Source organism: Nocardiopsis halotolerans DSM 44410 (assembly GCF_000341065.1).
GTDB lineage: Bacteria > Actinomycetota > Actinomycetes > Streptosporangiales > Streptosporangiaceae > Nocardiopsis > Nocardiopsis halotolerans.
In genome coordinates this window covers 1-25,818 of record NZ_ANAX01000054.1, presented here as the reverse complement: position 1 = coordinate 25,818, position 25,818 = coordinate 1, and the positions used below count along the sequence as shown (strand labels likewise).

Below are 25,818 nucleotides of genomic sequence, written 5' to 3'. Positions count from 1 at the left end.
TTCTCGGTCGTTACGCATCGTCGGTGAGTTCGCGATCCCGGGACTATCACCTCGTTATTCCGGTGGAATGAGGAGTGAACATCCCGTGCCGGGATCCCCGGAAGAACCGGGGAAATGGCGGACAATGATATATGTTACTCCCGGGCGTCGTGGAATCCCGGTGTTGGCCGACGTGGTTGGGGAGGCTTCGATCAAAGCGGATCGCGACAACAACGAGAACCGGCCACCAGTGCTTTTCCGCGTCCTCGGCCCCGTCGAGGTGGAGGGTGAGGACGGGCCGGTCCGGGTCCCCCCGGGGCGGCAGCAGGTCGTCCTTTCGGCCCTGCTCCTCGAACTCAACCACGTGGTGTCCACCGACCGCCTGGTCGACGTGCTCTGGCACCACGATCCGCCCGAGACCGCGCGCACCCAGGTCCAGATCTGCGTCTCCCGCCTGCGTCGTCTGCTCCCGCCCGCGATCGCCACCATCCACACGCGTCCGCCCGGTTACGTGCTCTCCGCGCCCGCGGAGTCCGTCGACGCCCAACTCCACCGCCTCGGGATGCGCGACGCCGCCGAACTCGTCCGCGAGGGGCGCGACACCGAGGCTGCCGCGCTGCTGCGCTCCACCGTGGCCCTCTGGCGCGGCCCCGCGCTGAGCGGGACCGACAACGAGGTCCTGCGCTCGGAGGCCCTGCGCCTTCAGGAGGAGCGCATGGACGCGATCGAGGCCTACCTCGACATCGAACTGCGCCTGGGACACCACGCCAGGTTGGTCTCGGAGATCACCGCGCTCGTGGAGGCCCACCCCCTGCGCGAGAACCTGCGGGCCCAACTCATGCTGGCCCTGTACCGGTCCGGCCGCCAGGCCGAGGCCCTGGAGGTCTACCGAGTGGGCCGCGAACTGCTCGTGGACGAGCTCGGCCTCGACCCCGGCACGCGGCTGCGCGACATGGAGAGCGCCATCCTCGCGGGCGACCCCGGCCTTGACCCTCCCGTCGCGGCCGTCCCCCCACCGGAGCCGTCCGCGGCGGCCCCTCCGGGACGGGAGGACGGGGAGCACACGGGGGCCGCACCGGAAGCGCCGCCGCGCGCGCCCTCCCGGGCCCCGGCTCCCGAGGTCACCCCCTACCAGCTCCCCACGGCCGCCGCGGACTTCGTCGGCCGGGACGACGTCGTCGCCACGGTGGAGGACGCCCTGGTCGGTGCCGAGGGCGCCGTCGGGGTCGCGGTACTGGTCGGCAGGCCCGGTGTCGGCAAGAGCGCCACCGCTGTGCGCGTCGCCCGCGTGCTGGCCGACGACCACTACCCCGACGGGCAGCTGTACTGCGACATGAGGGGGACCCGGGAGACCCACCTGGAGCCCGCCGACGTGCTCGCCCGCTTCCTGCGGGCGCTGGGCGTCCCCGGCCAGGCCATCCCCGAGGACGTGGACGAACGCGCGGCCATGTACCGGGGGATCCTGGCCGCCCGGCGTGTCCTGGTCGTCCTCGACGACGCCGCCGACGAGGGCCAGATCGCTCCGCTCGTCCCGGGCGGCGCCGGGTGCGGCGTCATCGTCACCTCGCGGGCCCGACTCACCGGCCTGCCCGGGTCCACGCTGGTGGAGATGGACATCCTGTCCGACGACGCCTCCCTGGAGCTCCTCGCCCGCGTCCTGGGCAGGAACCGGGTGGAGGCCGAACCCGAGGCGGCGCGGGCCCTCGTTCACGCCGTCGGCCAGCTTCCCCTGGCCCTGCGGATCGTCGCCGCGCGCCTGGCCGCCCGCCCGCACTGGCCCCTGGCCGGAATGGTGAACCGGTTGGCCGACGAACGGCGGCGCCTGGACGAGCTCAGCCACGGGGACATGACCGTTCGGGCCAGTCTGTCGCTGACCCATGACGGGCTCCGCCCCCGCACCAGCCGGGTGTTCGCCCTGCTCGGACTGACCGAGGCGCCCACCATCCCGGCCTGGGCGGCGGGAGCGCTGCTGGACGACGACTCCCCCTTTCCCTCCGATCTGGCCGAGCCGCTCGTGGACGCGCACATGCTCGACGTGGTGGGGGTGGACGCCGCGGGCGAGCCGCTCTACCGCTTCCACGACCTGGTGCGCGACTACGCGCGAGAGCAGCTGATCCGGAACGTGACCGCCGACACCCGTCGGGCGGCGGTGGAACGCCTGCTGGGCGGCTGGCTCGCCCTGCTGGACGAGGCCAACCGCCGCCTCCTGGGAGGGGACTACCTCCAGGTACGCGGGGACGCGCTCCGGTGGGTTCCGCCCGACGGGTACGTGGACCGGCTGCTGGCCGATCCCTACACCTGGCTGGAGGCCGAGCGAGCCAACCTGCGCCACGCCGTGTCCCAGGCGGCGGACGAGGGTCTGCACCAGCAGTGCTGGGAACTGGCCGTGGGCTTCTCCATGTTCCTGATGCGGCGCGGGTACGTGGACGACCTCGCCGAGCTCTACGACCGTGCCGAACCCGTCGTCACGGCCGCGGGCGACCGACTGGGCGCGGCGGCCCTGGCGGAGGGGCTGGCCAACGTGATCAGCCACCGCTACGGCCAGGAGGAGCGGCGACGTTTGCTGGAGGGCGCCCTGGCCGAGTTCGTCGAGCTGGGCGAGGTCCGCGGAGAGGCGCTGGTCCGCACCCACCTGGCCTTCATGGACCGCCACGAGGAGAACGACGCGTCCGCGCTCGCGGAGAGTGAGCTCGCCCTTGAGGGCTTCCTGAAGGTCGGCGACCTCGGCGGCCAGCGGCGCAGCCTGATGCTGATGGGCCACCTGCGCGCCCTGGGAGGCGACATCGACCGGGGTCGGGAGCACCTGAACGAGGCGCGGTCCCTCGCCGAACGCAGCGGCGATGTTCGAGGGCGCGCCCAGGTGCTCCGCCTGATCGGGCAGACCGACCTCCTGGACGGGGAGCACGCGTCGGCTCTGCGGAATCTGGGCAGCGCGTTGGACCTGGTCAGGGATATGGACGATCCCGTGGGGGAGGCGCTGCTCCTCCATGACCTGGCTCGGGCGTACACCGGTGGCGGCAATCCGGAGGAGGCCCGTCCCATACTGCTCCAGGCCCGCGAGATCTACGAGCGCGTCCGCGACGAGCAGGGCGTGACCGACGTGGAGCGGGCCCTGGCCGAGGTCGACTCCTGATCCGGGTCCCGCTCTCCGTCCTCCGGTGCGCTGGGACCCCTACTTCCAGGGGTCGGAGTTCACGGGGCACAGAGGCAGTTCGTCCGGGAGGAGGCCGCAGACGGTGCCGATCGGGTCGATCGGCAGCAGGGCGACCGACGCGGTCGGGGAGGCCTCCGCGTTCGCGTCCGGTGCGGTGGAGTCGGCCGCGGCGGGGGAGGCGACGAGAAGGGACAGGACGGCGGTTGCGGTGAGGGTGGTCAGCTTGGCGATCCGCATGTGTACCTCCTGGGCTGGGGGATGTCCCCGGTTTCTCGGATGACCCCAACCTAGGAAGGGGCACCGGCCGGGGGCTTATCACGCGGCTATCCACACGGGGTCTCCGCTGTTCGGGGCTGCCACACCGGTCCCGGAACGGCGGAGGCCCGCCCGGGGCCGGGCGGGCGTCAGGAGCGGACGACTGGGTCGGGGCGCCGGGGCGGGCGGGTCAGACGGGCACCACCGCCTCGGGTGCGACGACGGCGCGTACGTCCTCCACCGTCAGACCGTCGAGTCCGGGCAGGCCACGGCCCCAGTGGTGCAGGGACGTGTCGGCCACCGTGGCCGTGTCCAGGGCGTCCGGCGGAACCGGGCGGATCCCCCAGCGTTCGGCGAGGCAGCGCACACCCGCCACGGGATCCTCGGGCAGGACCCCCGGCACGGCGCGTGCGGCGGCGGCCCAGATCCGGAGCAGCCGGTCGGTGTCGCCCCACGTCCGGTCGCCCTCCAGGACACGCGCCCACAGGCCCGGGGTGACGGTGGCCAGGCCGCGCACCTTGGAGACGTCGGCGGCCGTGGACACCTCGTGCCCGACGTACCAGCCCCGGAACCCGAACGGATCCCGTCCCAGGTGCATGGCGGGGGTGTGACTCATACCGCTCAACCGGGCCAGTTCGGCGCGGTCGGCCGCGTCCGTCCCCCGGCTCGGTGGCGTGCTGGAGATCCGCTCACCGACCACGACCAGCCGTGCCGCCACCGCCTCCGCGATCTGGTCGGGCCGCTCACCGCGGCCCGGGCCGCCCACGTAGGGACCGACGGTCCGGTTGAACGCCTCGAAGGCCCCGTCCAGGAGCAGCTGGCGGGGCAGGCTCGCGGTCGCGGCGGGGTCCAGGACGGCCAGGTCGGCGCCCAGGCCGGGGCCGCTGATCAGAAGCCTGCGGTCGCCGGCCGTCACGACCGCGTTCGCGCTCATCTCACTGCCCGTCCCCACCGTGGTGGGGACCGCGACCAGTGGGGCTCCCCGCCGACCGTCGGGGAGCCGCAGCAGGCCGGAGCGGTCGTGCGCGGCGACCGTCCCAGCGAGGTCCAGGCCGCCCGCGACGACGTTGGCGAGCTTGGCGCGGTCCATCACCGCGCCGCCGCCCACCGCGATCACCGCGTCCCCGTCCAGGGACACGGCCGTCGTGTGGGCGTCCGCCGCGGTTCCCGCACCGGCGGCCGTATGGACCCGCACCCGGGCACCGGCCGCCTCGGCCGCCCTGGCGAGGGCGCCCACCAGGGGTGACCCCTCCAGGGCGGCGTCGACGAGCAGCACCGCGCGGGCCACCCGGTGGTCGGTCGACCAGGGGGTCAGCGCCCCGGTTCCGGTGACGATCTCGGGGGTCGCCGGTGGCCTCGGCATGTCGTACCTCCTTCGCGTGCGTTCGGCGACGGTTCAGACGAGGGTGGCGATCTGGTTCTCGCGCTGGAGGACGCGCCCGCCCATCCGCACCATGGCGTACGCTGCGGCCCAGAACAGGGCTCCGAGCAGCAGGCCCACCCACCAGTAGAGGAGGAACAGGCCGGTCGCCTGGCCCACCACCAGGGCCACGAGCGGGATCACGCCCACCCCGGACACCTGGTGGGCGGCCTGGACGGTCCTGGCCCGGGCGGACACGAACACGGTCAGGCCGAGGGCGGCCGTGGTGAAGGCCGGGCCGAACCACAGCACGGTCATCGCCCACGGCAGTGTGGGCAGGGGCGGCGAACCGGTCACCGGCGCGATGGCGGCCACGGCCACCGCCGCGTACACGAGCTGTGAGGCCAGCCCCAGGACCAGCGCCGGGACCAGGGCGCCCACCAGCTTGCCCATGAGGATGTCGCGGTCACTGACCGGCGTCAGCAGCAGACCCTCGATCGTGCCGCGCTCGCGCTCGCCCGCCACCGAGTCGGTGGCCATCACCGACGCCGTGAGCAGGGACACGATGATCAGCAGGGGCGGGCCCACGTAGGTGGCCAGGGCGATCGCCAACCGGACGCCCGGGGAGTGCTCCGTGCCGCCGTCGGCGGAACCGGTCAGGTCGAGCAGGCCCGTCAGCGGACCGAGGTCCATGGTGGTGCGGGCGGCGAGGAACGTCGCCAACGAGAGCATCGCGACCAGGGCGACGGGCACGATGAGCATGGGGACGAGGACACCGAGGTTGCGGCGCACGGTGGCGAGGTCGCGGGCGGCGATCGCCCTGACTGCGTTCCGGTTCATCACTTCGCCTCGCTGTTCCGGTCGGTGCGGTCGCCGTGGTCGTCCCCGGCGTGGAGCCGCAGGTAGAGGTCCTCCAGGGTGGCCTGGGCGGTCCGCACCGTGTACAGGCGCACACCCGCTCCGACCAGGGATCCGACGAGTTCGGGGACGGAACTGCGGGCCACCCCGTCCAGCCGGAACGTGCCCTCGGAGACCCGTTCGGCGTCGGTGAACCCCGCCATCACCGCCAGGGCGGCGTCGGTGTCGGCAGCCTCGCACTCCAGCTCGACGGCGGTCGGCACGTCCACCCGCGCGGCCAGCTCCTGCGGGGAGCCGGAGGCGATCACGCGACCCTGGGACAGGATGAGGACCTCGTCGCACAGGTCGGCGGCCTCGGCCAGGTCGTGCGTGCAGATGACGACGGCGATCCGCTCCTCACGGCTCTTACGCCGGATCAGCTCGTGCAGCTCTCGGATGGCCACGGGGTCGAGCGCGGAGGAGGGCTCGTCGAGCAGCAGCAGCTCGGGGCGTGACAGCAGCACCCGTGCCAGGGCGGTGCGCTGGCGCATACCGGCGCTGTAGGTGGAGACCCTGTCGTCGGCGCGTGCGAGCATGCCGAACTCGTCCAGCAGGGAGTCGACGCGTTCGTCCAACCTGGCGGGGTCGACACCGAACAGCCGTCCCGCGAAGCGCAGGTTCTCACGGCCCGAGAGGCGGTTGTCGAGCAGCTGCGAGCTGGGCAGGACGCCGATGCGGCGCCTGACCTCGACGCCGTCCCGGACCGGGTCGAACCCGAGGACGGACACCGTGCCGGAGGTGGGGGTCAGCAGTCCGGACACCAGACGGACCAGGGTCGTCTTGCCCGCGCCGTTGTGGCCGAGCAGGCCCACGACCTGCCCGGGGCGGGCCGCCAGACCGACGTCGTCCAACGCCCGGACACCGCCGGTGAAGGTCTTGGTGACGGAGTCGACGCGCAGGGCGTCGGGTGCGGAGGCGGGGTTCTCGGGGAGCGGCATGGCCTCGTGGGGTGTCGGAGGGCGGGTGTCGAGTGTGGTCACGTGTCGTCTCCGTTCGTGTTGACCGAGACCGTGGCGTCGGCCGGTTCCGGTGAGCCGTCCGTCACCGCCGGTTCCTCCCCGGGGGTGGTGCGGTCCTCGTGCTGTTCGGGGACGTGCGTGGTGGGATACGGCGTCTCGGTGGTGGCGCTGGTGGAGCCGTCCGCCAGGGGGCGCAGGGGACGCCGGGCGGGCCTCAGCACGACCGATCCGACCGCGAGGACGAGCACGGCCGCCATCACCGCGGCGGGCCGGGCGTGGTCGGCGAGTCCGTCACCCTCCAGGAGACCGGACGGGTTGACCAGAACGGTCGGCGACCACTCCCGAAAGCTCTCGACCGACCCCACCATGTCGCTCACGATCACCACGGCGGCGACCGAGACGGCGGACAGGAACGGGGCGTTGGTCCAGCAGGCCAGGCAGGCGGCCACCAGGGCGAAGGCGACCAGGCCCAGGGACTGGACCCCGAGCGCGAGCGCGGCGTCGGCGACCTCGGTGTCCTCGGCCAGGACGGCGGTCTCGTACAGGGCCACCGCGGCGCCGGTGAGGGCACCGGCCAGGACGCACGACCCAGAGACCAGCAGTCGCGGCCCCACGATCTGGCTGTGGCGGGTGACCCGGGAGGTGTAGAAGATGCGCAGCCGGTCGTCGGACCCCAGCGCGCACCCCCACGCCGCCAGGTAACACGCGATCAGCAGGGCGATCTGGGACGAGTTGCCGAAGTAGGACAGCAGGAGGTCCTGCCACGTCGGTTCGTCGGCGATGATCTCCAGGCCCGAGGTCCCTCCCAGCGATTCGAAGATCTCCGTGCTGTAGGCCGCGATCAGCGGGGACGTGATCCCCGAGAACACGAACACCAACACGACGAGCAGGAGTCGCTGGGAGCGGAACCACCGTTTGAGTTCGATTCCCACCATGATGGATCTACGCTTCCTCGGCTGTGACGGTTTCCAGGAAGGCCCTCTGGAGCGAGGACCCGTCGCCGACGGTAAGAGCGCGCAGTATCCGCGGCCTATCACGGAGGAATCCCAGGCTCGTGGCCAGGTAGGCGAAGGGGATCACGACCGTGCCGGAGGCGTCGTCCTCCAGGCGGCAGGGAACGCCGATCCGCACCAGGTGGGCGCAGAACTCCTCCACCCCGTCCCTGAGGACGTATCGCACCTCGGTGTCCACGGGGCCCGAACCGATGAAGCCCTCCTTGGGTCCGGAGTAGACGAGCCTGCCCCGGTTGAGGACCACCAGGTCGTCGGCCACCGACTCCACGTCCTCCAGGATGTGGCTGGAGAACACGACCCGGATGTCACGCCCCAGTTCGGCGACCAGGGCCAGGACGTCGTCGCGGCCGACCGGGTCCAGCGCGCTGGTGGGCTCGTCCAGGATGAGCAGCTTCGGCTCGCGGATCAGCGCCGCCGCCATGCCGAGCCGTTGGCGCATCCCCCGCGAGAACCCGCCGACCCTGCGGTCGACGTGCTCCGCGAGGCCCACCCGGGTCAGGCACCGCTCCACGTCCTCCGGGGCGGGACGGGCACGGCGGCCGCGGCCCAGGAGCGCGGACTGCGTCAGGACCTCGCGTGAGGTCAGGTAGGGCTCGAAACTGGGGGTGTCGGGGCAGTAGGCGATGGTCTCGTGGGTGCCCTCGCCGCTCACCGTCCCCGAGGTGGGGGACAGCAGCCCGATCAGGGTGTGGATGAAGGTGGTCTTGCCCGCGCCGTTCACGCCGATCAGTCCGCACACACCGGTACCGCCGAAGGCGTGGCCCACGCCGTCCAGGGCGGTGAAGGTCCCGAACCGCATCGTGACGTCGCGCGCCTCGACCAGGGTGGCGGTGTCAGGCATGGCTCGTGTGCCCCCTCCCGAGCAGGAGGTAGGCGATGCCTCCGAAGGGAATGGACAGGGCGCACAGGACTCCCCACGCCCACTTGGGCAGGAAGCGCGTCTCGGCGACGCGGTACAGGTCGAAGTAGCAGTAGCCGAGGAAGGCGACGCCGACGAGGATGGCGGGAAGCAGGAGTTCGAGCGGGGGGACGGGCATGGTGTTCAACCCTTCTTGAGTTCGGTGCTGATCTCGTGCAGGTCGGCCAGGGCGTCGTCGTCGCCGTAGGTCAGGGCCACCGCGGTGATGTTGACGATCACCTCGTCGACGCCGAAGTCGGGGAAGGCGCGCAGCCGGTCGGCGATCTCGGACGGGCTGCCGTAGACCACCACTCCCGCCGAGACCAGTTCGCGCGCGCTGGAGACCGGGTCGGACGCGTGCACGTCCAGACCGGCCCGGCGCAGCATGTCGGAGTAGTGCTCGCGGGCCAGGTGGTTGCCGCAGCCCACCTGGGCGAGCAGCTGCGGGTTGCGGCCGGGGCGGCGCACCGCGCAGTGCACGTGCGTGGCCACCCGGGGACGGCTGCCGTCGGCGCGTTCCAACCGGGGGACCAGGACGTCGCGGACGTAGTTGCCCGGGGTGAGCCAGGTGACCACGAAGTCGGCGACCTCACGCGCCTTGGCGGCCATGCCGGGGCGCAGTACCCCGACCCCGGCCTCCACACGAGGATGCTCCAGGGCGGGCAGCTGGGCACGCAGCGGCAGGTCGTCGAGCCTGCTCACGGCCTCCTCGCCGCGCAGCAGCGCACCGACCAGCCGGGCGTACTCGGCGGTGTAGGAGGCGGGCCTGGCGAGCGGGGCGCCGCGGACCGAGGTCACGAACCCCGGGTCGGCCGCCCCGTAGCCGACGGACACCGGCTGTCCCAGCACCGCGGCGAGCGAGCGCGCCGACAGCGCCGCGTCGTAGGGGGTGCGCAGGGCGGCCAGCGCTGTGCCGATCCCGACCGGGACGGTGTTTCCCGAGCGGGCCAGGGCCGCCAGCGCCATGTGGCTCTCGATACTGAAGGACTGGCCCATCCACAGCCGGGACAGGTCGTGGTCGATGACCAGCCTGGCGAAGTCGTTGATGGCGTCGGGGTCGGAGGGCTGCTGGGGGAAGAGGACGGAGTACTCGCTCATGCCGGTGCTCCCTGGGGGGTCGGGACGCCGTCGTGGTTGCGGGCGACGTCGCCGGAGTCGATGTTGGCGGCGGTGAACGACTCCACCAGGGCCTCCTGGAACCCGACCCCGTCCCGGACGGCCCGGATGACGGCCTCGGCGATCGCCGCGCACCGGTGTTCGCCGTAGCTGCGCTGCTGCTGGCCGGGTCGGGGGTCCACGGGTTCGTGCGCGGTGTACAGACCCGACGGGTGCGGGGCGCACAGCGGAGAGGCGTGCGCGGCGGTCTCCTCCCCGGCGAGCAGGTCGGTCATGACCTCCTCGAACAGGGAGGTGTCGCCGAGGACGTAGTAGACGGCCGCGTCGTTGCGGGGGTAGGCGGCGCGGCGCGAGAGGATCTTGGTCCGGAAACCGGCGCCGGCCGTGACCAGGCGGTCGACGCCGCGCGCCCACAGGTCCAGGGTCGAGTCGGGGTCGGCGCCGCCCAGGTAGTAGCGCGTCACCCGGTCGCCGGGCCGGGCACCGGCACCGGTCTCGTGCAGGTACATGAAGAACCCGGGCGTCAGGTTGGGACGCAGGCAGGAGACCCGCACACGGGTGTCGTCGCCGTCGCGGACCAGCTGGTCACCGGTCAGGCGCAGGCGGACCCGGTGCAGTTCGGCGAGCGCGGAGCCGTCGGTCGCCTCACCCACCTCGCGTACCGGCACCAGCAGACCCGGGTCGGGAAGGCGGGAGCGGATGTCCTCCTCGAACACCGGGTCGGCCAGGACGGAGTCGGGCGAGAACACGTCGGGGTTGCCCGTGTGCGTGACGGCGTACAGCCAGGCCGTCAGCTCGGCGGTGCTCTCGGGGGTGTCGGGCGCGGTCCGCTGGTGCTCCCCGACACTCAGCGTGCGGGTACGCGTGTCCAGCCGGACGATGTCGGTGATGTGCGCGGCCGACCGGGTGCCGGTGCGCAGGTCGAGCTCGCTCACGAGTCGTTCCCCATTCCAAGGATGGCCAGCGCGCTGGCGGGGTTGAGGATGGCCTGGCGTCCCACGCCCGCGATGGCGCGGTCGCTCGGAGGCAGGCGGTGGGACATCATCGCCCGGGCCATGACCCGCTCGATGAGGAACCAGCCAATGTCGGAGCCCAGGCGCAGCGCGTCCACGTCGCGTCCGGAGACGTTCCGGTAGGCGGCGAGAAAGGCCTGGACGGACGGGGCGACCGCTCCCAGGAGGTCCTCACCCCGGGACATGAAGCCCCGGTGCAGCTCGCCCGGGAGCACGTTCCGCCCGGGGGCGCCGACGAAGGTGCGGACCAGGGCGTCGAAGACCAGCGATCCGGCGATCCCGGCGAGGTCGCGGCTGGCCGGACCGACCGTGAACTCCTCCCAGTCGATGAGCGCGAGGTGTTCGGAGGAGACGAGGAACTGGTCGGGGCGCAGGTCACCGTGGACGGGCACCGGGTCGGGGTCCCCGGTCTGGTCGGCCACCCACGAGCGCAGCCCCTCCTGGAGCTCGGTGTCGTGGTGGAAGAGCCGCCAGGCCTCCAGTTCGGCGCCGCTGGCGTTCGTGTACTGCTCGGGGGTGAGGTGGCTGAAGACCGTGAGGGGTCCCATGCCGGGGTCGGCGGGGGCCTCGCGCCGGGGCAGCAGCCTGGTGACCTCGTCCACGGGTACGGAGTGGAGTGTGCCCAGGAGCGCGCCGCAGCGGCGCAGGACCGGCACGAGCGCCTCGGTCCCGGCGCCCTCGTCCAGGATCTCCTGGAGCGTGCGCAGGTTGTCGAGGTAGGGGAAGGAGAGGACGAGCCGCTCGTCGTCGCGTTCGGCGACCGGCGGCCCGAGGTCCAGGCCGCGCGCCTTCTGGAGCGCGTCCCACGCCAGGGAGTTCTCGTAGCGGCGCTCGCGGTCGGGGCTGGGACCGTCGAAGCGTTTGGTGATCACCAGTCCGGTCGCACCGACGTCCACTCGCGTGGTGTTGCGGCCGACCTTCCTGTCCTGCACGTCCGTGGACGACACGGTGTGGGCCTTTCTGGATCGTCGTTACTGGCGGGTGAGGCCGAGACGGGTGAGCATGGACTCGGCGCAGGTGAAGGCGTAGAACTCCTCCAACATCCCGAGGGGCTCGTCGGTGTTCACGGCGAACATCAGGGAGCCGGTGTGTTCGCGGGAGCGCCGCGTCCACGACGCGGCCAGGACCCCGGGGGCGTTACCGCCCTTGTAGAGGAGGCCGATGGGCGCGCCAGGGGGCAGCTGCGCCCCGGTCGGCCAGGGCGTCCAGGACATCGCGGCCAGCTGTTCCATGGCGGAGGCCACGGCTGTGAGCGGCGCGTAGTAGTCCAGCCCCAGGTGGTGGACCCGGGGCAGGTGGGTCAGGGAGTTCCAGTGGGCGGCTGGGTCGGCGGTCCCGGCCGCGGGCCCCCAGGAGAGCTCGGCCGCCTCACGCATGGTGCGCAGGGGCGTGTTGAGCGAGGGGTCGACACCGCAGCGGGCCATCTCCTCTGCCACGGCCTCGCGGCCGACCAGCCGGACGAGGGTGTCCATGGCGGTGTTGTCCGAGCGCAGGATCATCAGGCGGCACAGCTCGGCGACGGTGATCCGCGCTCCCACGTGCCGCGGGCCGAGTCCGGCGCTCAGGAGGCTGATGTCCCCGGCGCCCAGGACGTGCCGGTGGCCCAGGTGCAGTTCGCCCCGCTCGACCGCGCGCATGACGGCGAGCTGGACGAAGACCTTGACCAGGGAGGCCACGGCCTTGACCTGGGTGTCCGCCGTGTCGATCCCCTCCGCCCGGACGAGGACGGCCGCGTGGGGATCGAGCACGGCGAGTGCCGAGCGCAGGGACCGCGCGTCGGTGGGTTCGGGGGTGGGGGTGAGCACGCGGAAGCCGCCCAGGGTGCCGTCGTCCTCGACGGCCACGAACAGGTCGGCCCGGATACCGCGCTCGGACTCGACGGCGACCGCGGTGACCCGTTCCTCCGGAGCCTCCCGGGAGGAGAGGATCCGGGGGCGGCTCAGGCGGACGCCCTCCATGCTGTCGGTGAGGGCGAGGAGCTGCTCGTCGGTGACGTTCCGGCCGAAGAGGCGCTCGGAGTGCTCGCGCGCCACCTGCTCTGTGCCGGTGACCAGGTCCAGGACCGTCTCGGTCAGGGAGGGCGATGAGGTTCTCATGTGCGTTCCTCTTCGTCGGGACGCCGGGTGACTGCGGGTGGCCCGCAGTCACCCGGCGTGGGTCCGGTCCGTCAGGCGGATCAGGTCCAGGAGACGGACCAGGAGACCGACACGGAGTAGCTGACGCTCAGGCTGACCGAGGTGCCGACGTTGTTCAGGCGCGAGCCGGCGAGGGTCTCGTTCTGGATCTCGGCCGGGGCGGAGTAGGCGGTGTAGCCCTCGAGCAGGTCCTGGGTGATGTTCTTGTCCATGTCCTCTGCCTTTTCTTCTCGTTCTTCTCTGGCTCTTACTGCTTGTCTTGGGGAGTCCGTCTCTGCCGTGCTCCCTGCTGACGACAACCAATCTGACAGCCGGTCTTCACGCTGCTTTCACGTGTTCATCGCATGCGGGATTTTTTCTGAGATTTTCTTTCGTCGCAGGTCAGAAGGGTCGATCGGGCCGGTTTCCGGGATCGGGAATCCATTCGGCCCCCCGTGGGCGGTCACGCCGGAATCACATGTGTTTCTCGCGGTTCTCACACCGGTGCGCGCGGAGGGGGTTCGTCACGCACGGGAGCAGGGGAAACACCCGCCGCCACAGGGATAGATCGCGAATAGGCCAGGGATGGAGGGGTGCCCGAGGTTGGGCTTGCGGTCGGACCGGAGCGGGTCGTCCGGCCGAGGCCTTTCGAGCAAGGAGCCCTGATGGAGAGAACGGTCGAGATCTCGACACTCGGACGCTGCGCGGTCAACGGTGTGAACGTCCAGAGCAGACGGGCCGTGGAACTCGCGGCGCTGCTCGCGCTTTCCGGCGGGCGGGCCCAGAGGGACTGGCTGATGACCAACCTCTTCGAGAGCGACCCCTCGCCGTCGAGCCTGCCGACGCTGGCACTGCGTGCGCGCAAGGTGGGCCTGCCCGTGCGCTACGACCGCTTCCGCGGCTTCTACTGGCTGGAGGACGGTGCACGGTGCGACGTGGTCGACATCCTCGCCCTGCTCCAGGAGAAGAGGATCGAGGAGGCGTTGGACCGCTACACGGGCCCGTTCCTGCCGGGTAGCCACAGCCCCTTCGCGGTGGAGGCGCGGGCCAGCGTGGAGAACGCGATCGTCCGGGCCGTGCTGGAGCAGGCCGACGTGGACCTGATGGCGCGGGCCGACCGCGTGGTCAAACACCCCGAGCTGAGCGAGGAGCTCGTGCGCCGGGGCGCCGACACGGCCACCGTCTCCCTGAGTCGCTCCTGGCTGGCCGCTCTCGCGGCCGGCTGACCACCACTCCGCGCCGGGCCCTGCCCTCGCCCCGCCTTGTGCCCGGGACGCCCCGCCCCGGGCCTCTCCGCGTTGTCGCTGGCCAGCGGCCTGCGAGAGAAACCAGAAAAAAAGTTCCCGGGACGTGTCGATCCGCGGTCGCGCCGTTCGACGTGTGTACAAGAGCGGGGGGAGAGGCCCCCGCACCGCACGAGAGGCGAACACCATGCGCTACATGATGACGATCATGTCCACCCCGGAGACCGAGGCCGCCGACTACGAGCCCGGTCCGGAGGTCTTCGAGGCGATGGCCGCCTACAACGAGGCGATGGTCAAGGCCGGGGTCCTGCTCGCCGGGGACGGCCTGGCCCCCGCCTCCGAGGCGACCCGGGTCACCTTCCGCAACGGCCGGGCGAGCGTCACCGACGGCCCCTTCGCGGAGGCCAAGGAGTTCATCGCCGGGTACTGGGTCATCCAGGTGTCCTCGCACGAGGAGGCCGTGGAGTGGGCCAAGCGCTGCCCGCACCCGCCGGAGGGGGACGACACCGAGACGAGTCTGGTGCTGCGGCGCGTCTTCGACACCGACGACTTCGGCGACGAGATGCCCGAGCACCTGAAGGAGCGCGAGCGTGAGCTGCGCGCCCAGGGGTACTCGCACGGCGGCTGACCGTGTTTGCGCCGGTGTGGCCCCTGGTGCTGAGATTGTTCCGTGAGCCACGCCGAAACCACGCGTGCGGTCGAGGCGGTCTGGCGTATCGAGTCGGCCCGCCTCGTCGCCGCGATCACCCGCATGGTCGGCGACGTCGGCCTCGCCGAGGAGTTCGCCCAGGACGCGCTCGTCAGCGCGCTGGAGAAGTGGCCGGACGAGGGAGTGCCCGACAACCCGGGCGCCTGGCTGACCACCGTCGCCAAACGCCGCGTGCTCGACCGCTGGCGCCGCGACGAGCGCTTCCAGCGGCGCGTGGCCGACCTCGGCCGCGAGGTCGCCGAACACGACGGGCGGGACGCGTTCGACGCCGTCCTGGAGGAGGACTACGGTGACGACCTCCTCCGGCTGATGTTCGTGTGCTGCCATCCGGTGCTGTCCACCGAGGCCCGCGTCGCGCTCACCCTCCGCCTGCTCGGCGGGCTCACCACCGAGGAGATCGCGCGGGCCTTCCTGGTACCCGAGCCCACCGTCGCCCAGCGCATCGTGCGCGCCAAGCGCACGCTCACCCTCAGGAGGGTGCCCTTCGAGGTGCCCGCGGGCGAGGAACGCGACGCACGTCTGTCCTCCGTCCTGGAGGTCGTCTACCTCGTGTTCAACGAGGGGTACACCGCCACCTCGGGTGCGGACTGGACGCGTCCGGAACTGTGCGAGGAGGCCATGCGCCTGGGGCGGGTGCTCGCGCAGCTGCTGCCCGGGGAACGGGAGGTGCACGGGCTGGTGGCGCTGATGGAGCTGCACGCCTCGCGGCTCCGCGCCCGGGTCGGCCCCGAGGGCGAGCCGGTCCCGTTGGCCGAACAGAACCGCGCGCGCTGGGACCGCCTGCTCATCACCCGGGGGCTGGAGGCCCTGGTGAGGGCGCTGCCGTCCGACCCCGGCGATCCCGGCGGGCCCTACGTGCTCCAGGCGGCCATCGCGGCCGAGCACGCGCGGGCGGCCACCTCCGAGGACACGGACTGGTCGGTGATCGCCGGTCTGTACCTGCGCCTCGCGCGCGTCACCGGATCGCCGGTGGTGGAGTTGAACCGGGCGGTGGCGGTGTCGATGGCCTCGGGTCCGGAGGCCGCGCTGGAGATCGTGGACGCCCTGCGCGACCAGCCGGGGATGTCCGACTACCACCTTCTGCCCGCCGTGCGCGGCGACCTGCTCGTGCGGTTGGGACGCGCCGCCGAGGCGCGCACGGAGTTCGGGCGGGCGGCGGGGCTGACCCGCAACGAGAGCGAGCGCGCCCTGCTCCTGGAACGCGCCGGTGGCTGCGGGGACTGACCCGGCGGTCACACCGGAGCGCGACGGCGCGGGTGGCCGGATGCGGCCATTCTCCCGGGCCCCGGATTTCTCCCGGGCCGTTCGTGGAAGGCTCTTCTGGCGCCTTTTCCTCCGGTCCGGCACGGCGAAAGTCAGGGTGTCTGTTGACGAAGGATGTGCCGACGGTTGCTCGGCCCATGCGCTTTCCCCCATTCTTTCTGGCGTGGCGCACACCTGTGGAGGGTGGTGTATATCCGCTGGCCGTGGTGGTGCGCAACCAACGAAAGTCATGCTCTTTGGCCCTCCGGGGCACTCGCGTATCGCCGTCCGTGAGGCACGGGGAGCCTTGTTAGGCTCCTCGCGGATCCCCGGTGAGGAACGCGGAAACTTACATGGTCGTGTCCTTGTCCGAGAGTCTTTTTTCGGCATTCCCCCGACGAGAGCGAAACGCATGCCAGCGATCGAGATAAGGAACGTGTCCAAGGCGTTCCGCGGCCACAAGGCCGTCGACCACGTCTCCTTCACGGTGGAGCCGCGCACGATCACCGGCTTCCTGGGTCCCAACGGCGCGGGCAAGACCACCACCCTGCGGTGCCTGCTCGGCCTGGTTCGCCCTGACAGCGGCGAGGGGTTGGTCAACGGTCGCGCCTACACGAGCCTGCCCAACCCGCTGACCGAGATCGGCGCGGTGCTGGAGGCCACCAACCTGCACCCGGGGCGCACCGGCCGCAACCACCTGCGCGTCATGTGCGACGCCGCGGGCCTGCCCCTCTCCCGAGCCGACGAGGTGCTGGACGAGGTCGGGATCGCCGGGGCCGGGGACAAGCGGGTCGGCGGCTACTCGATGGGCATGCGCCAGCGCCTGTCACTGGCCGGCGCGCTCCTCGGCGACCCCAAGGTGCTCATCCTGGACGAGCCCGCCAACGGACTCGACCCCGAGGGCATCGAGTGGCTGCGCCGGTTCCTGCGGTACCAGGCGCACGACAGGGGCGTCGCCGTCCTCGTGTCCAGCCACGTCCTGGCCGAGGTCGAGCAGACCGTCGACAACGTCGTCATCATCGCCAGGGGCCGCCTGGTCCACCAGGGGACCCTCAGCGAGCTCACCGCCGACGGCGAGAGCCTGCACGACGCCTTCCTCCGGCTCACCTCGTCGGGGACGCCCGCCCACACGTTCGGAGGCCAGAAGTGATCGCGCTCGTCAGGTCCGAGCTCCGCAAGGTCCTCACCACCCGGCTGTGGTGGATCCTGCTCCTCGCCTCGCTGGCCTGGGTGGCCCTCTCCCTGGGCCTCGTGGTCTTCGCCTCGGGCATGGAGGGCGGCCTCAGCCGCGACAGCACCGAGTACGCCGGGTCCGTCTGGCCCATGGGCGCATCGGGGACCCTCTTCGTCATGGTCATCGGCATCATGATGGTGACGTCGGAGTACCAGCACCGCACGGTCAACGTCACCTTCCTGACCAGCCCCCGGCGTCTGCCCGTGATCCTGGCCAAGGTCGTGGCAGCGGCCCTGATCAGCCTGCTGTTCGGCGTGGTCGTCGTCGGACTGTCCTCCCTTGCCGCCGGGGCCTCCATCCTGAGCGGGGGAGGGGAGCTGAACCTGGTCGACAACCAGGTGCCGCGCATCCTCCTCGGCTCCGTGGGCGCCTACGTCGTCTACGCCATGATCGGCGTGGGCGTCGGAGCCCTCATCCGCAACCAGGTCGCCGCGCTGGTGGTCAGCATCCTGTGGGTGTTCATGCTGGAGCCGCTCCTGGTCGTCGTCCCCCAACTCCAGGACGTCGGCAGGTGGCTGCCCGGCGGCGCGGTCACCGCGCTCTACGACACCGGGATCGACTACGGCTTCGGCGTCGCGGACCTGCTGCCCGTGTGGGTCGCGGCTCTGGTCCTGGTCGGCTACGCCGCCGTGGCGGTCGCCCTGGCCTCGGTCACCACGCTCCGCCGCGACGTGGCCTGAACGACGGTTCCGCCCCGGGTGGCCGGGTCTGGCGGGCCGGGCTTCTGAACAGGGGCCGAGAACTCCGCGGGGGCGTGCTGGGCACGCCCCCGCGGAGTCCGTCAGTCCTACGAAGAACGACGTAGCACCGTGGGACACGGTGAGCTTCAATCAGTCTATGAAGGCCATCACCCAGCGCGGGTTCCGCAACAACGCGGCCTCCGTCATGGACCAGGTCGAAGCGGGCGAGACTTTTCACGTGACCCGTAACGGGGTCGAAGTGGCCCGGGTAAGCCCGATCACGCTTCGCCGACGCCGCAGCGCGGAGGAGCTGGTGGAGCGTCACCGCGGAGGGCCGCCTCCCCACGGGGAGACGGCCCTTCCGCGCTCGTGTCCGGTTCAGACCGCCGGGACCCCCTCGCCCTTCCGGGAGGTCACACGGAGCCGGTCCGCGGCGTCGTCCACGTCCACCACCACGGTGTCGCCCTCGGTCAGCTCGCCCGACAGCAGCTCGCGCGCCAACGGGTCACCGATCGAGGACTGCACCAGGCGGCGCAGCGGGCGCGCGCCGTAGTTGGGGTCGTAGCCCGTCAGCGCCAGCCACTCGCGTGCGCCCGCGGACACCTCCAGTTCCAGCCGACGGTCGGCCAGACGCCTGGCCAGCTTGTCGACCTGGAGGTCCACGATCCGGGTCAGCTCCTCGGTGGACAGCGCGTCGAACATGATCACGTCGTCCAACCGGTTGAGGAACTCCGGCTTGAACGTCGCGCGCACCACGTCCAGCACGTGGGACCGGCGGGTCGACTCCTCCAGCGTCTGGTCCACCAGGAACTGCGATCCCAGGTTGGAGGTGAGGATCAGGATGGTGTTGCGGAAGTCCACCTGGCGGCCCTGGCCGTCGGTCAGGCGGCCGTCGTCCAGCACCTGGAGCAGGGTGTCGAACACCTCCAGGTGCGCCTTCTCCACCTCGTCCAGCAGCACCACCGTGTACGGGCGGCGGCGCACGGCCTCGGTCAGCTGGCCGCCCTCCTCGTACCCGACGTAGCCGGGAGGCGCCCCCACCAGGCGCGACACCGAGTGCTTCTCGGAGTACTCGCTCATGTCGATGCGCACGATCGCGCGCTCGTCGTCGAACAGGAACTCCGCCAGCGCCTTGGCCAGCTCCGTCTTGCCCACACCCGTGGGACCGAGGAACAGGAACGACCCCGTCGGCCGGTCCGGGTCGGAGATGCCCGCCCGGGCGCGCCGCACAGCGTCCGACACCGCGGCCACGGCGTCCTGCTGGCCGATGAGCCGCCTGCCCAGCTCCTCCTCCATACGCAGCAGCTTGGAGGTCTCGCCCTCCATCAGCCGCCCCACGGGGATGCCGGTCCACGCCGACACCACGTCGGCGACCTCGTCGGCGCCCACCTCGTCCTTGACCATGGTGGCGCCGCCCTGGCTGGCGGCCCTCTCCTCGGCCTGGGTCGCCTCCTCGACCTGCTTCTCCAGCTGGGGGATGTCCCCGTACATCAGCCGGGAGGCCTCGCCGAAGTCCCCCTCGCGCTCGGCCAGCTCCGCCCGCGTGCGCAGGTCGTCCAGCTGACCCTTGAGCTCACCGACCCGGTTGAGCCCGGCCTTCTCCTGCTCCCAGCGGGCCACGAGCCCGTTGAGCTGCTCCTGCCGGTCGGCCAGATCCNGCCGCTGGCGGCTGGCCGGATCCGACTCCTTGTCGAGCGCCATCTCCTCCATCTTCAGGCGGTCGACGGTGCGCTGGAGCTCGTCGATCTCCACCGGGCTGGAGTCGATCTCCATACGCAGCCGGGACGCGGCCTCGTCGATGAGGTCGATCGCCTTGTCCGGCAGGAAGCGCGCGGTGATGTAGCGGTCGGACAGGGTCGCGGCCGACACCAGGGCCGAGTCGGCGATCTGCACCTTGTGGTGCGCCTCGTAGCGGCCCTTGAGCCCGCGCAGGATCGCGATCGTGTCCGCGGCCGACGGCTCACCCACCATGACCTGCTGGAAGCGCCGTTCCAGCGCGGGGTCCTTCTCGATCCGCTCCCGGTACTCGTCCAGGGTGGTCGCGCCCACCATGCGCAGCTCACCGCGCGCCAGCATGGGCTTGAGCATGTTGCCCGCGTCCATGGCGCCCTCGGCGGCACCGGCGCCCACCATGGTGTGCAGCTCGTCGATGAACGTGATGACCTGGCCCTCGGACTCCTTGATCTCCGAGAGCACCGCCTTGAGCCGCTCCTCGAACTCGCCGCGGTACTTGGCGCCCGCCACCATCGCGGACAGGTCCAGGCTCACCAGGCGCTTGCCCACCAGCGACTGCGGCACGTCACCGGCCACGATCCGCTGGGCCAGACCCTCCACGACCGCGGTCTTGCCCACGCCCGGCTCACCGATGAGCACGGGGTTGTTCTTGGTGCGGCGGCTGAGCACCTGGATGACCCGCCGGATCTCACCGTCGCGGCCGATCACCGGGTCCACCTTGCCCTCACGGGCCCGTTCGGTGAGGTCGACCCCGTACTTCTCCAGGGCCTGATAGGTGTCCTCGGGGTTCTCGGAGGTGACCCGGCCCGAGCCGCGCACCCGCTCGAACCCCTCCAGGAGCGCCTCGGGGGTCGCACCGGCCTCGGTGAGCAGCCGGGCCGCCTCACCGCCGTCCGTGGCCAGACCCACCAGGAGGTGCTCGGTGGAGACGTACTCGTCCTCCATCTGCTGGGCCCGCTGCGCCGCCGTGTTGATGGAGACGATCAGCTGGCGCGAGGAACTCGGCGAGCTGACCGTGGAGCCGGCGGCCTTGGGCAGCGCGCCGATGGCCTTGTCGACCCTGTCCCTGAGCGCGTCCGGGTTGGCGCCGACCTCCTTGAGCAGCGGACGGGTGATGCCCTCCGCCTGCTCCAGCAGGGCCGCCAGCAGATGCACGGGCTCCGTCTGCGGACTGCCGTCCGTGGTGGCCCGGCGGATCGCCACCGACAGGGCTTCCTGGCTCTTCTTGGTGAGCTTGTAGTTCATGCGCGGTGACTCCTTTCACAAGTCGTGTCACGGGGGTGATGTTCCACGGCCGACCGCGCCCCCGTGTCGCCGTGGCGGAGCCCCGTCAGTCCTGCTCGTCACCGGTACGGCCGGAGCCGCCTCCGCCGGAGCCCGGATCCCGGTCCTCCTCGTCGTTCCTCGGCTCGGCGGTGTTGAAGATCGTCACGCGGGTGCGGCGCACCAGTTCGCCTCGCACCCCCGCCCCGCCGTCCGACCCCGCCGGTCTGCCCCTCCGGGCCACGGCACGGCGTGCCGCCTCCAGCTCGTTGGCCAGGTGGAACACCTGCTCACGCAGCTGCTCCACCTCGTGCTCCAACTCCAGGATCCGTTTGATCCCGGCGAGGTTGACGCCCTCCTCCTGGGACAGCCGCTGCACCTGGCGCAGCGTCTGCACGTCGCGCATGGAGTAGCGGCGCCCACGGCCGGACGCGCGGCCGGGCGAGACGATCCCCAGACGGTCGTACTGCCGCAGCGTCTGCGGGTGCATCCCCGCCAGCTCCGCGGCGACCGAGATCACGTAGACCGGGGCGTCAGCGCCGAAGGGGTCGTTCACTTCGTTCACGCACCTTTCGCCCGCGCCTCAAGACCGTCACGCGGGTCGTGGTCGGAGGTCGCGGCGCGGAACTTCTCCAGAGCCTCGCGCGCGTCTCCGTTGAGTGTCCTCGGCACCGCCACCTCGACCGTGACGAGCATGTCGCCCGCGGTGCCGTCCTTGCGGGTCGCGCCCTTGCCGCGGACCCGGAGCTTGTGCCCGTTCTGCGTGCCCGGCGGGATCTTCACGGTCACCGGGAAGCCGTTGAGGGTGGGGATGCGCACGTCCGCGCCCAGGACCGCCTCGGGGAAGGTCACCGGAACGGTGATCGTCACGTTGTCGCCGCTCCTGCCGAACACCGGGTGCTCCTTCACGCGAACGACGACGTAGAGGTCCCCCGCCGGGCCGCCGTTCTCGCCCGGTGCGCCCTTGCCCTTGATCCGGATCCGCTGCCCGTCGGTCACGCCGCCGGGGACACGGGTCTGGACGGTGCGGGTGCTCTTGCCGCGCCCGCTGCCGTCACAGGTGGGGCAGGGGTCGTCCACGACCAGGCCGCGGCCCTTGCACTCGCTGCACGGCTCGGACAGCGAGAAGCCGCCCAGGTTGGTGTTCTCGTGCCCGGTGCCGGAGCACTTGGGGCACATCCGCGGGGCGGTGCCCGATCTGGCGCCGGTGCCCTTACAGGTGGGACAGGGCGCCTCGCTGGTCAGGTTGAAGGAGCGCGTGGCCCCCTCGGCCGCCTCGCGGAAGGTCAGTGTCGTCTCGGTCTCGACGTCGGCGCCGCGTCTGCTNNNCGCCCGCGGCTGCCGAACAGCCCGCCGAAGAGGTCGCTCAGGCGTTCGCCGCCCGAGGTACTGGTGCCGCCGCCCTGCCCGAACAGGTCGCCCATGTCGAACCCGCCGGGGCCGGTGCCACCGCCACCGGGACGGTAGGACCCGCCGAAGAGCGAGCGCGCGTCGTCGTACTCCTTACGGCGTTTCTCGTCCGAAAGGACGTTGTAGGCCTCGGAGATCTCCTTGAAGCGGTCGGCCGCGCCCGGATCCTCGGTGTTCGCGTCCGGGTGGTTCTCCCGGGCCAGCTTGCGGTAGGACTGCTTGATCTCGTCCTTCGAGGCGGTCTTTGAGACTCCGAGGACCTTGTAGTAGTCCTTCTCCAGGTAGTCCTTGGTGCTCATCGACTGGTGCCTTCTCCCCGCTGGTGCCGGTTGCGTCCGATGCTTCCATGTGGCCCCGCACCGCGTCGGTCCGGGGTCCGGCTCCGGCCGCGGCCACCGCTCACGCGGGGCCGCGGCCGGAGGATCACGGGCGGACCCGTTACTTGTCGTTCTCCCCGCCGCCGGCGTCGGTCCCGTCCGTGTCGGACGGGGCCTCGGCGGTGGACTCGGCCGGAGCCTCGTCGCCGCCCTCCACCGGGTCCCCGACGACCACGCGGGCCGGACGGAGGATCCTCTCACCGATGCGGTACCCGGGCTGGAACACCTCGATCACCGTCTGGGCGGAGATGCCCGGAACAGGGACCAGAGTGAGCGCCTCGTGGATGTTGGGATCGAACTCGTCGTCCTTCTCCGCGTACCTCTCCAGGCCCAGCTTGGTGACCGCGGCCTCCAGGGCCTCGCCCACCGCCTTGAAGCCGCCGGTGAGCTCCTCGTGCTCACGGGCGCGGCCGACGTCGTCCAGGATCGGCAGGAGTTCGCCGACGACCTGGGCGGTGGCGATCTCGCGGACCGCCACGCGGTCGCGGTCGACCCGCTTGCGGTAGTTGGCGTACTCCGCCTGCACCCGCTTGATGTCGTTGGTGAGCTCGACGACCCGCTCGTCCGCGTTGATCGCGTCCGTCACCACCGACTCCGGGGTGTCCGGAACCTCGGGGACCCCCTCGCCCAGGTCGGCCTCGACGACCTCCTCCTCGGCGACCTCGGGGATCTCCTCGCTGGAGTCGCCCTCGGTCTCGGGGTCCCTGACCTGCCCGGTCTCCGGGTCGATCCGGCGGTTGTCGCGGATCACCGGCCCCTGGCGCTCCTCACCGTCGCCGGTGTCGTTGGTGTTCTCCGACGGTGCCATGCGACACTCCCTCCTTCCTCGACTCGACCCCGAATCAGGACTGGCTGCCGGACTGGGTGCCCTTGTCGTTGTCCTCGTCGACGATCTCGGCGTCCACGACGTCGGCGTCGTCGGTGGAGTCCGAGGCCTGGCCCGCGTCGCCCTGGGCGCCGCCCTGCTCGCTCTGGCTGTAGATCGCGGAGCCGATCTTCTGGCTGGCCAGTGCGACCTTCTCGCTGGCGGTGCGGATGGTCTCCACGTCGGAGCCCTCCAGAGCCGTCTTCAGGTCGGCCAGGGCCGCCTCGGTCTCGGAGCGCACGTCCGCCGGGACCTTGTCCTCGTTGTCCTTGATGACCTTCTCGGTCTGGTAGACGAGGGACTCGGCGTTGTTGCGGACCTCGGCCTCCTCGCGGCGCTTGCGGTCCTCCTCCGCGTACTGCTCCGCCTCGCGGACCATCTTGTCGATGTCGTCCTTGGACATCGCCGAGCCGCCGGAGATGGTGACGGACTGCTCCTTGCCGGTGCCCAGGTCCTTGGCGGTGACGCTGACGATGCCGTTGGCGTCGATGTCGAAGGTGACCTCGATCTGCGGGACGCCGCGCGGCGCCGGGGGCAGACCGGTCAGGTCGAAGACGCCCAGCTTCTTGTTGTACTGGGCGATGTCGCGCTCACCCTGGTACACCTGGATCTGCACGGACGGCTGGTTGTCGTCGGCCGTGGTGAAGATCTCCGAGCGCTTGGTCGGGATGGTCGTGTTGCGCTCGATGAGCTTGGTGAACACGCCGCCCTTGGTCTCGATGCCCAGCGACAGCGGGGTGACGTCCAGCAGCAGGACGTCCTTGACCTCGCCCTTGAGCACACCGGCCTGGAGCGAGGCGCCGATGGCCACGACCTCGTCCGGGTTGACGCCCTTGTTGGGCTCCTTGCCGGTCATCTCCTTGACCAGGTCGACGATCGCGGGCATACGGGTGGAGCCACCGACCAGGACCACGTGGTGGATCTGGTCCAGGCTGATCCCGGCGTCCTTGAGGACCTGCTGGAACGGGGTCTTGGTCCGCTCGACCAGGTCGGCGGTCAGGCGCTGGAACTCGGCGCGGCTGAGCTTCTCGTCCAGGTGCAGCGGGCCCTCGGCCGAGGCCGTGATGTAGGGCAGGTTGATCGCCGACTCGCTGGAGCTGGAGAGCTCGATCTTGGTCTTCTCCGCGGCCTCGCGCAGGCGCTGGAGGGCCATCTTGTCCTTGGACAGGTCCACGCCGTTGGAGTTCTTGAAGCGCTCGACCAGCCAGTCGACGATGGCCTGGTCCCAGTCGTCACCACCGAGGTGGTTGTCACCGTTGGTGGCCTTGACCTCCACGACGCCGTCGCCGACCTCCAGCAGGGAGACGTCGAAGGTGCCGCCACCGAGGTCGTAGACGAGGATCGTCGCCTCGTCCTCCTTCTCCAGGTGGTAGGCCAGGGCGGCCGAGGTCGGCTCGTTGATGATGCGCAGGACGTTGAGGCCCGCGATGGTGCCGGCCTCCTTGGTGGCCTGGCGCTGGGAGTCGCTGAAGTAGGCCGGGACGGTGATGACCGCGTCGGTCACGTCCTCGCCCAGGTAGGCCTCGGCGTCGCGCTTGAGCTTCTGGAGCACGAAGGCGCTGATCTGCTGCGGGTTGAAGGTCTTGTCGTCGATCTTGACCGACCAGTCGGTGCCGATGTGGCGCTTGACCGAGCGGATGGTGCGGTCGACGTTGGTGACGGCCTGCCGCTTGGCCACCTCACCGACGAGCACCTCACCGTTCTTGGCGAAGGCGACGACGGACGGGGTGGTGCGGGAACCCTCGGCGTTGGCGATGACCGTCGGCTCGCCGCCCTCCAGGACCGCGACACACGAGTTCGTCGTACCGAGGTCGATTCCGACCGCACGTGCCATGGTGGCTTCCTCCATCAAAGTTGAGTCGTTCAGACGTAATTTTGCTTCGTCAGGTGGAGGCTGTCAAATCAGTTGAGTCAACCTGACTCAAGTTGCTTCCTACGCCCTGACAACGGCCGGCCGGGCCGGGATGTTCCCGACCTGGGCCCGCTCAGGGGAGATATGGGGGAAGTCCGGGACAACTCGGGGAGATCCTTGACCCGGAAACCAGGGACGCCCGGGGGTCGTCCGGGGTGGTTCCGGGGTTCTCCGGGGCTCCGGGGAGGCCGTCCACAGACGGAGGACGGGCGTTGCCGACGGCGGGGGCGCTCGGGAGACTGGAAGACGGGGGGTCCCGCGTCACCCCGCGCGTCGCCGTGCCCGCGGTCAGCGAGGAGGCGCCTCCCGGTCAAACGGAGGAAAACGTCCGTGTCGCGTCCCGTCCGTGCGGGTCCCGCGGCTGACGATGGTCCTGCCGCTGCTCGCCGA

At 71.2% G+C, this 25,818-nt stretch carries 22 protein-coding genes and 1 pseudogene; 6 read left to right on the top strand and 17 right to left on the bottom strand.

The annotated features are described in order from the left end of the window. Nucleotides 1-172 precede the first annotated feature (172 nt). On the top strand, nucleotides 173-3,112 hold the full coding sequence (locus tag D455_RS0104360) for an AfsR/SARP family transcriptional regulator (protein WP_241480157.1): 2,940 nt from the start codon (nucleotides 173-175) through the stop codon (nucleotides 3,110-3,112). 39 nt (nucleotides 3,113-3,151) lie between these two features. Here the strand turns inward: D455_RS0104360 and D455_RS0104355 are convergent, their stop codons facing one another. The 12 genes from D455_RS0104355 to D455_RS0104300 form a co-directional block, all read right to left on the bottom strand. Continuing rightward, nucleotides 3,152-3,370, bottom strand: coding sequence for a hypothetical protein (locus D455_RS0104355; RefSeq protein WP_017569545.1), 219 nt, complete (start codon nucleotides 3,368-3,370; stop codon nucleotides 3,152-3,154). Nucleotides 3,371-3,578: 208 nt separating this feature from the next. Continuing rightward, nucleotides 3,579-4,751: a daptide-type RiPP biosynthesis dehydogenase gene (mpaC, locus tag D455_RS29175; protein ID WP_017569544.1), complete on the bottom strand. Its 1,173-nt coding sequence runs from the start codon at nucleotides 4,749-4,751 to the stop codon at nucleotides 3,579-3,581. Between the two features lie 33 nt (nucleotides 4,752-4,784). Next, nucleotides 4,785-5,588 carry an ABC transporter permease subunit gene (locus D455_RS0104345; protein ID WP_017569543.1) on the bottom strand — a complete coding sequence of 268 codons (804 nt, stop codon included), beginning with the start codon at nucleotides 5,586-5,588 and terminating at the stop codon, nucleotides 4,785-4,787. Then, nucleotides 5,588-6,625 carry an ABC transporter ATP-binding protein gene (locus D455_RS34095; RefSeq protein ID WP_017569542.1) on the bottom strand — a complete coding sequence of 346 codons (1,038 nt, stop codon included), beginning with the start codon at nucleotides 6,623-6,625 and terminating at the stop codon, nucleotides 5,588-5,590. The genes D455_RS0104345 and D455_RS34095 overlap by 1 nt, the downstream gene beginning before the upstream one ends. Beyond that, nucleotides 6,622-7,539 (bottom strand): hypothetical protein, encoded by a 918-nt coding sequence (locus tag D455_RS0104335; protein ID WP_017569541.1) that lies wholly within the window; start codon nucleotides 7,537-7,539, stop codon nucleotides 6,622-6,624. Before D455_RS0104335 ends, D455_RS34095 begins: the two co-directional genes overlap by 4 nt. 7 nt (nucleotides 7,540-7,546) lie before the next feature. Beyond that, nucleotides 7,547-8,458, bottom strand: a complete 912-nt coding sequence (locus D455_RS29165; RefSeq protein WP_017569540.1) for an ABC transporter ATP-binding protein — start codon at nucleotides 8,456-8,458, stop codon at nucleotides 7,547-7,549. Further along, nucleotides 8,451-8,654 (bottom strand): PLDc N-terminal domain-containing protein, encoded by a 204-nt coding sequence (locus D455_RS0104325; protein WP_017569539.1) that lies wholly within the window; start codon nucleotides 8,652-8,654, stop codon nucleotides 8,451-8,453. The genes D455_RS29165 and D455_RS0104325 overlap by 8 nt, the downstream gene beginning before the upstream one ends. A gap of 5 nt (nucleotides 8,655-8,659) precedes the next feature. Beyond that, nucleotides 8,660-9,613 (bottom strand): LLM class flavin-dependent oxidoreductase, encoded by a 954-nt coding sequence (locus tag D455_RS0104320; RefSeq protein WP_017569538.1) that lies wholly within the window; start codon nucleotides 9,611-9,613, stop codon nucleotides 8,660-8,662. Next, nucleotides 9,610-10,566 carry a T3SS effector HopA1 family protein gene (locus tag D455_RS0104315; RefSeq protein WP_017569537.1) on the bottom strand — a complete coding sequence of 319 codons (957 nt, stop codon included), beginning with the start codon at nucleotides 10,564-10,566 and terminating at the stop codon, nucleotides 9,610-9,612. Before D455_RS0104315 ends, D455_RS0104320 begins: the two co-directional genes overlap by 4 nt. Beyond that, complete coding sequence (locus D455_RS0104310; protein WP_206539241.1) at nucleotides 10,563-11,576, bottom strand: phosphotransferase; 1,014 nt, start codon at nucleotides 11,574-11,576, stop codon at nucleotides 10,563-10,565. Before D455_RS0104310 ends, D455_RS0104315 begins: the two co-directional genes overlap by 4 nt. Nucleotides 11,577-11,615: 39 nt before the next feature. Beyond that, nucleotides 11,616-12,740 (bottom strand): serine hydrolase, encoded by a 1,125-nt coding sequence (locus D455_RS0104305; RefSeq protein ID WP_017569535.1) that lies wholly within the window; start codon nucleotides 12,738-12,740, stop codon nucleotides 11,616-11,618. Between the two features lie 80 nt (nucleotides 12,741-12,820). Further along, complete coding sequence (locus D455_RS0104300; protein WP_017569534.1) at nucleotides 12,821-12,991, bottom strand: hypothetical protein; 171 nt, start codon at nucleotides 12,989-12,991, stop codon at nucleotides 12,821-12,823. Between the two features lie 432 nt (nucleotides 12,992-13,423). Between D455_RS0104300 and D455_RS0104295 the strand changes: the two genes are divergently transcribed. The 5 genes from D455_RS0104295 to D455_RS0104275 all read left to right on the top strand — a co-directional run bounded on the left by D455_RS0104295 (nucleotide 13,424) and on the right by D455_RS0104275 (nucleotide 17,867). Then, on the top strand, nucleotides 13,424-13,984 hold the full coding sequence (locus tag D455_RS0104295) for a hypothetical protein (RefSeq protein WP_017569533.1): 561 nt from the start codon (nucleotides 13,424-13,426) through the stop codon (nucleotides 13,982-13,984). Between the two features lie 205 nt (nucleotides 13,985-14,189). Beyond that, nucleotides 14,190-14,630, top strand: coding sequence for a YciI family protein (locus D455_RS0104290; protein WP_017569532.1), 441 nt, complete (start codon nucleotides 14,190-14,192; stop codon nucleotides 14,628-14,630). A gap of 42 nt (nucleotides 14,631-14,672) precedes the next feature. Then, nucleotides 14,673-15,935, top strand: a complete 1,263-nt coding sequence (locus tag D455_RS0104285) for an RNA polymerase sigma factor (protein WP_017569531.1) — start codon at nucleotides 14,673-14,675, stop codon at nucleotides 15,933-15,935. A gap of 430 nt (nucleotides 15,936-16,365) precedes the next feature. Next, complete coding sequence (locus D455_RS0104280) at nucleotides 16,366-17,103, top strand: ABC transporter ATP-binding protein (RefSeq protein ID WP_026122303.1); 738 nt, start codon at nucleotides 16,366-16,368, stop codon at nucleotides 17,101-17,103. Further along, nucleotides 17,100-17,867: an ABC transporter permease gene (locus D455_RS0104275; RefSeq protein ID WP_017569529.1), complete on the top strand. Its 768-nt coding sequence runs from the start codon at nucleotides 17,100-17,102 to the stop codon at nucleotides 17,865-17,867. The genes D455_RS0104280 and D455_RS0104275 overlap by 4 nt, the downstream gene beginning before the upstream one ends. Before the next feature lie 378 nt (nucleotides 17,868-18,245). Here the strand turns inward: D455_RS0104275 and clpB are convergent, their stop codons facing one another. The 5 genes and pseudogenes from clpB to dnaK form a co-directional block, all read right to left on the bottom strand. Continuing rightward, entirely contained in the window at nucleotides 18,246-20,846 is a 2,601-nt protein-coding gene (clpB, locus tag D455_RS0104270; RefSeq protein WP_017569528.1) for an ATP-dependent chaperone ClpB, read from the bottom strand. An 85-nt stretch (nucleotides 20,847-20,931) separates the two neighbouring features. After that, nucleotides 20,932-21,429: a heat shock protein transcriptional repressor HspR gene (locus tag D455_RS0104265; RefSeq protein ID WP_017569527.1), complete on the bottom strand. Its 498-nt coding sequence runs from the start codon at nucleotides 21,427-21,429 to the stop codon at nucleotides 20,932-20,934. Beyond that, nucleotides 21,426-22,573: pseudogene (gene dnaJ, locus D455_RS29160) on the bottom strand (molecular chaperone DnaJ). The gene D455_RS0104265 and the pseudogene dnaJ overlap by 4 nt, the downstream one beginning before the upstream one ends. 139 nt (nucleotides 22,574-22,712) lie before the next feature. Further along, nucleotides 22,713-23,459, bottom strand: a complete 747-nt coding sequence (grpE, locus tag D455_RS0104255) for a nucleotide exchange factor GrpE (protein ID WP_017569525.1) — start codon at nucleotides 23,457-23,459, stop codon at nucleotides 22,713-22,715. 34 nt (nucleotides 23,460-23,493) lie between these two features. Continuing rightward, entirely contained in the window at nucleotides 23,494-25,350 is a 1,857-nt protein-coding gene (gene dnaK / locus D455_RS0104250; protein ID WP_026122302.1) for a molecular chaperone DnaK, read from the bottom strand. Between the last annotated feature and the right edge of the window lie 468 nt (nucleotides 25,351-25,818).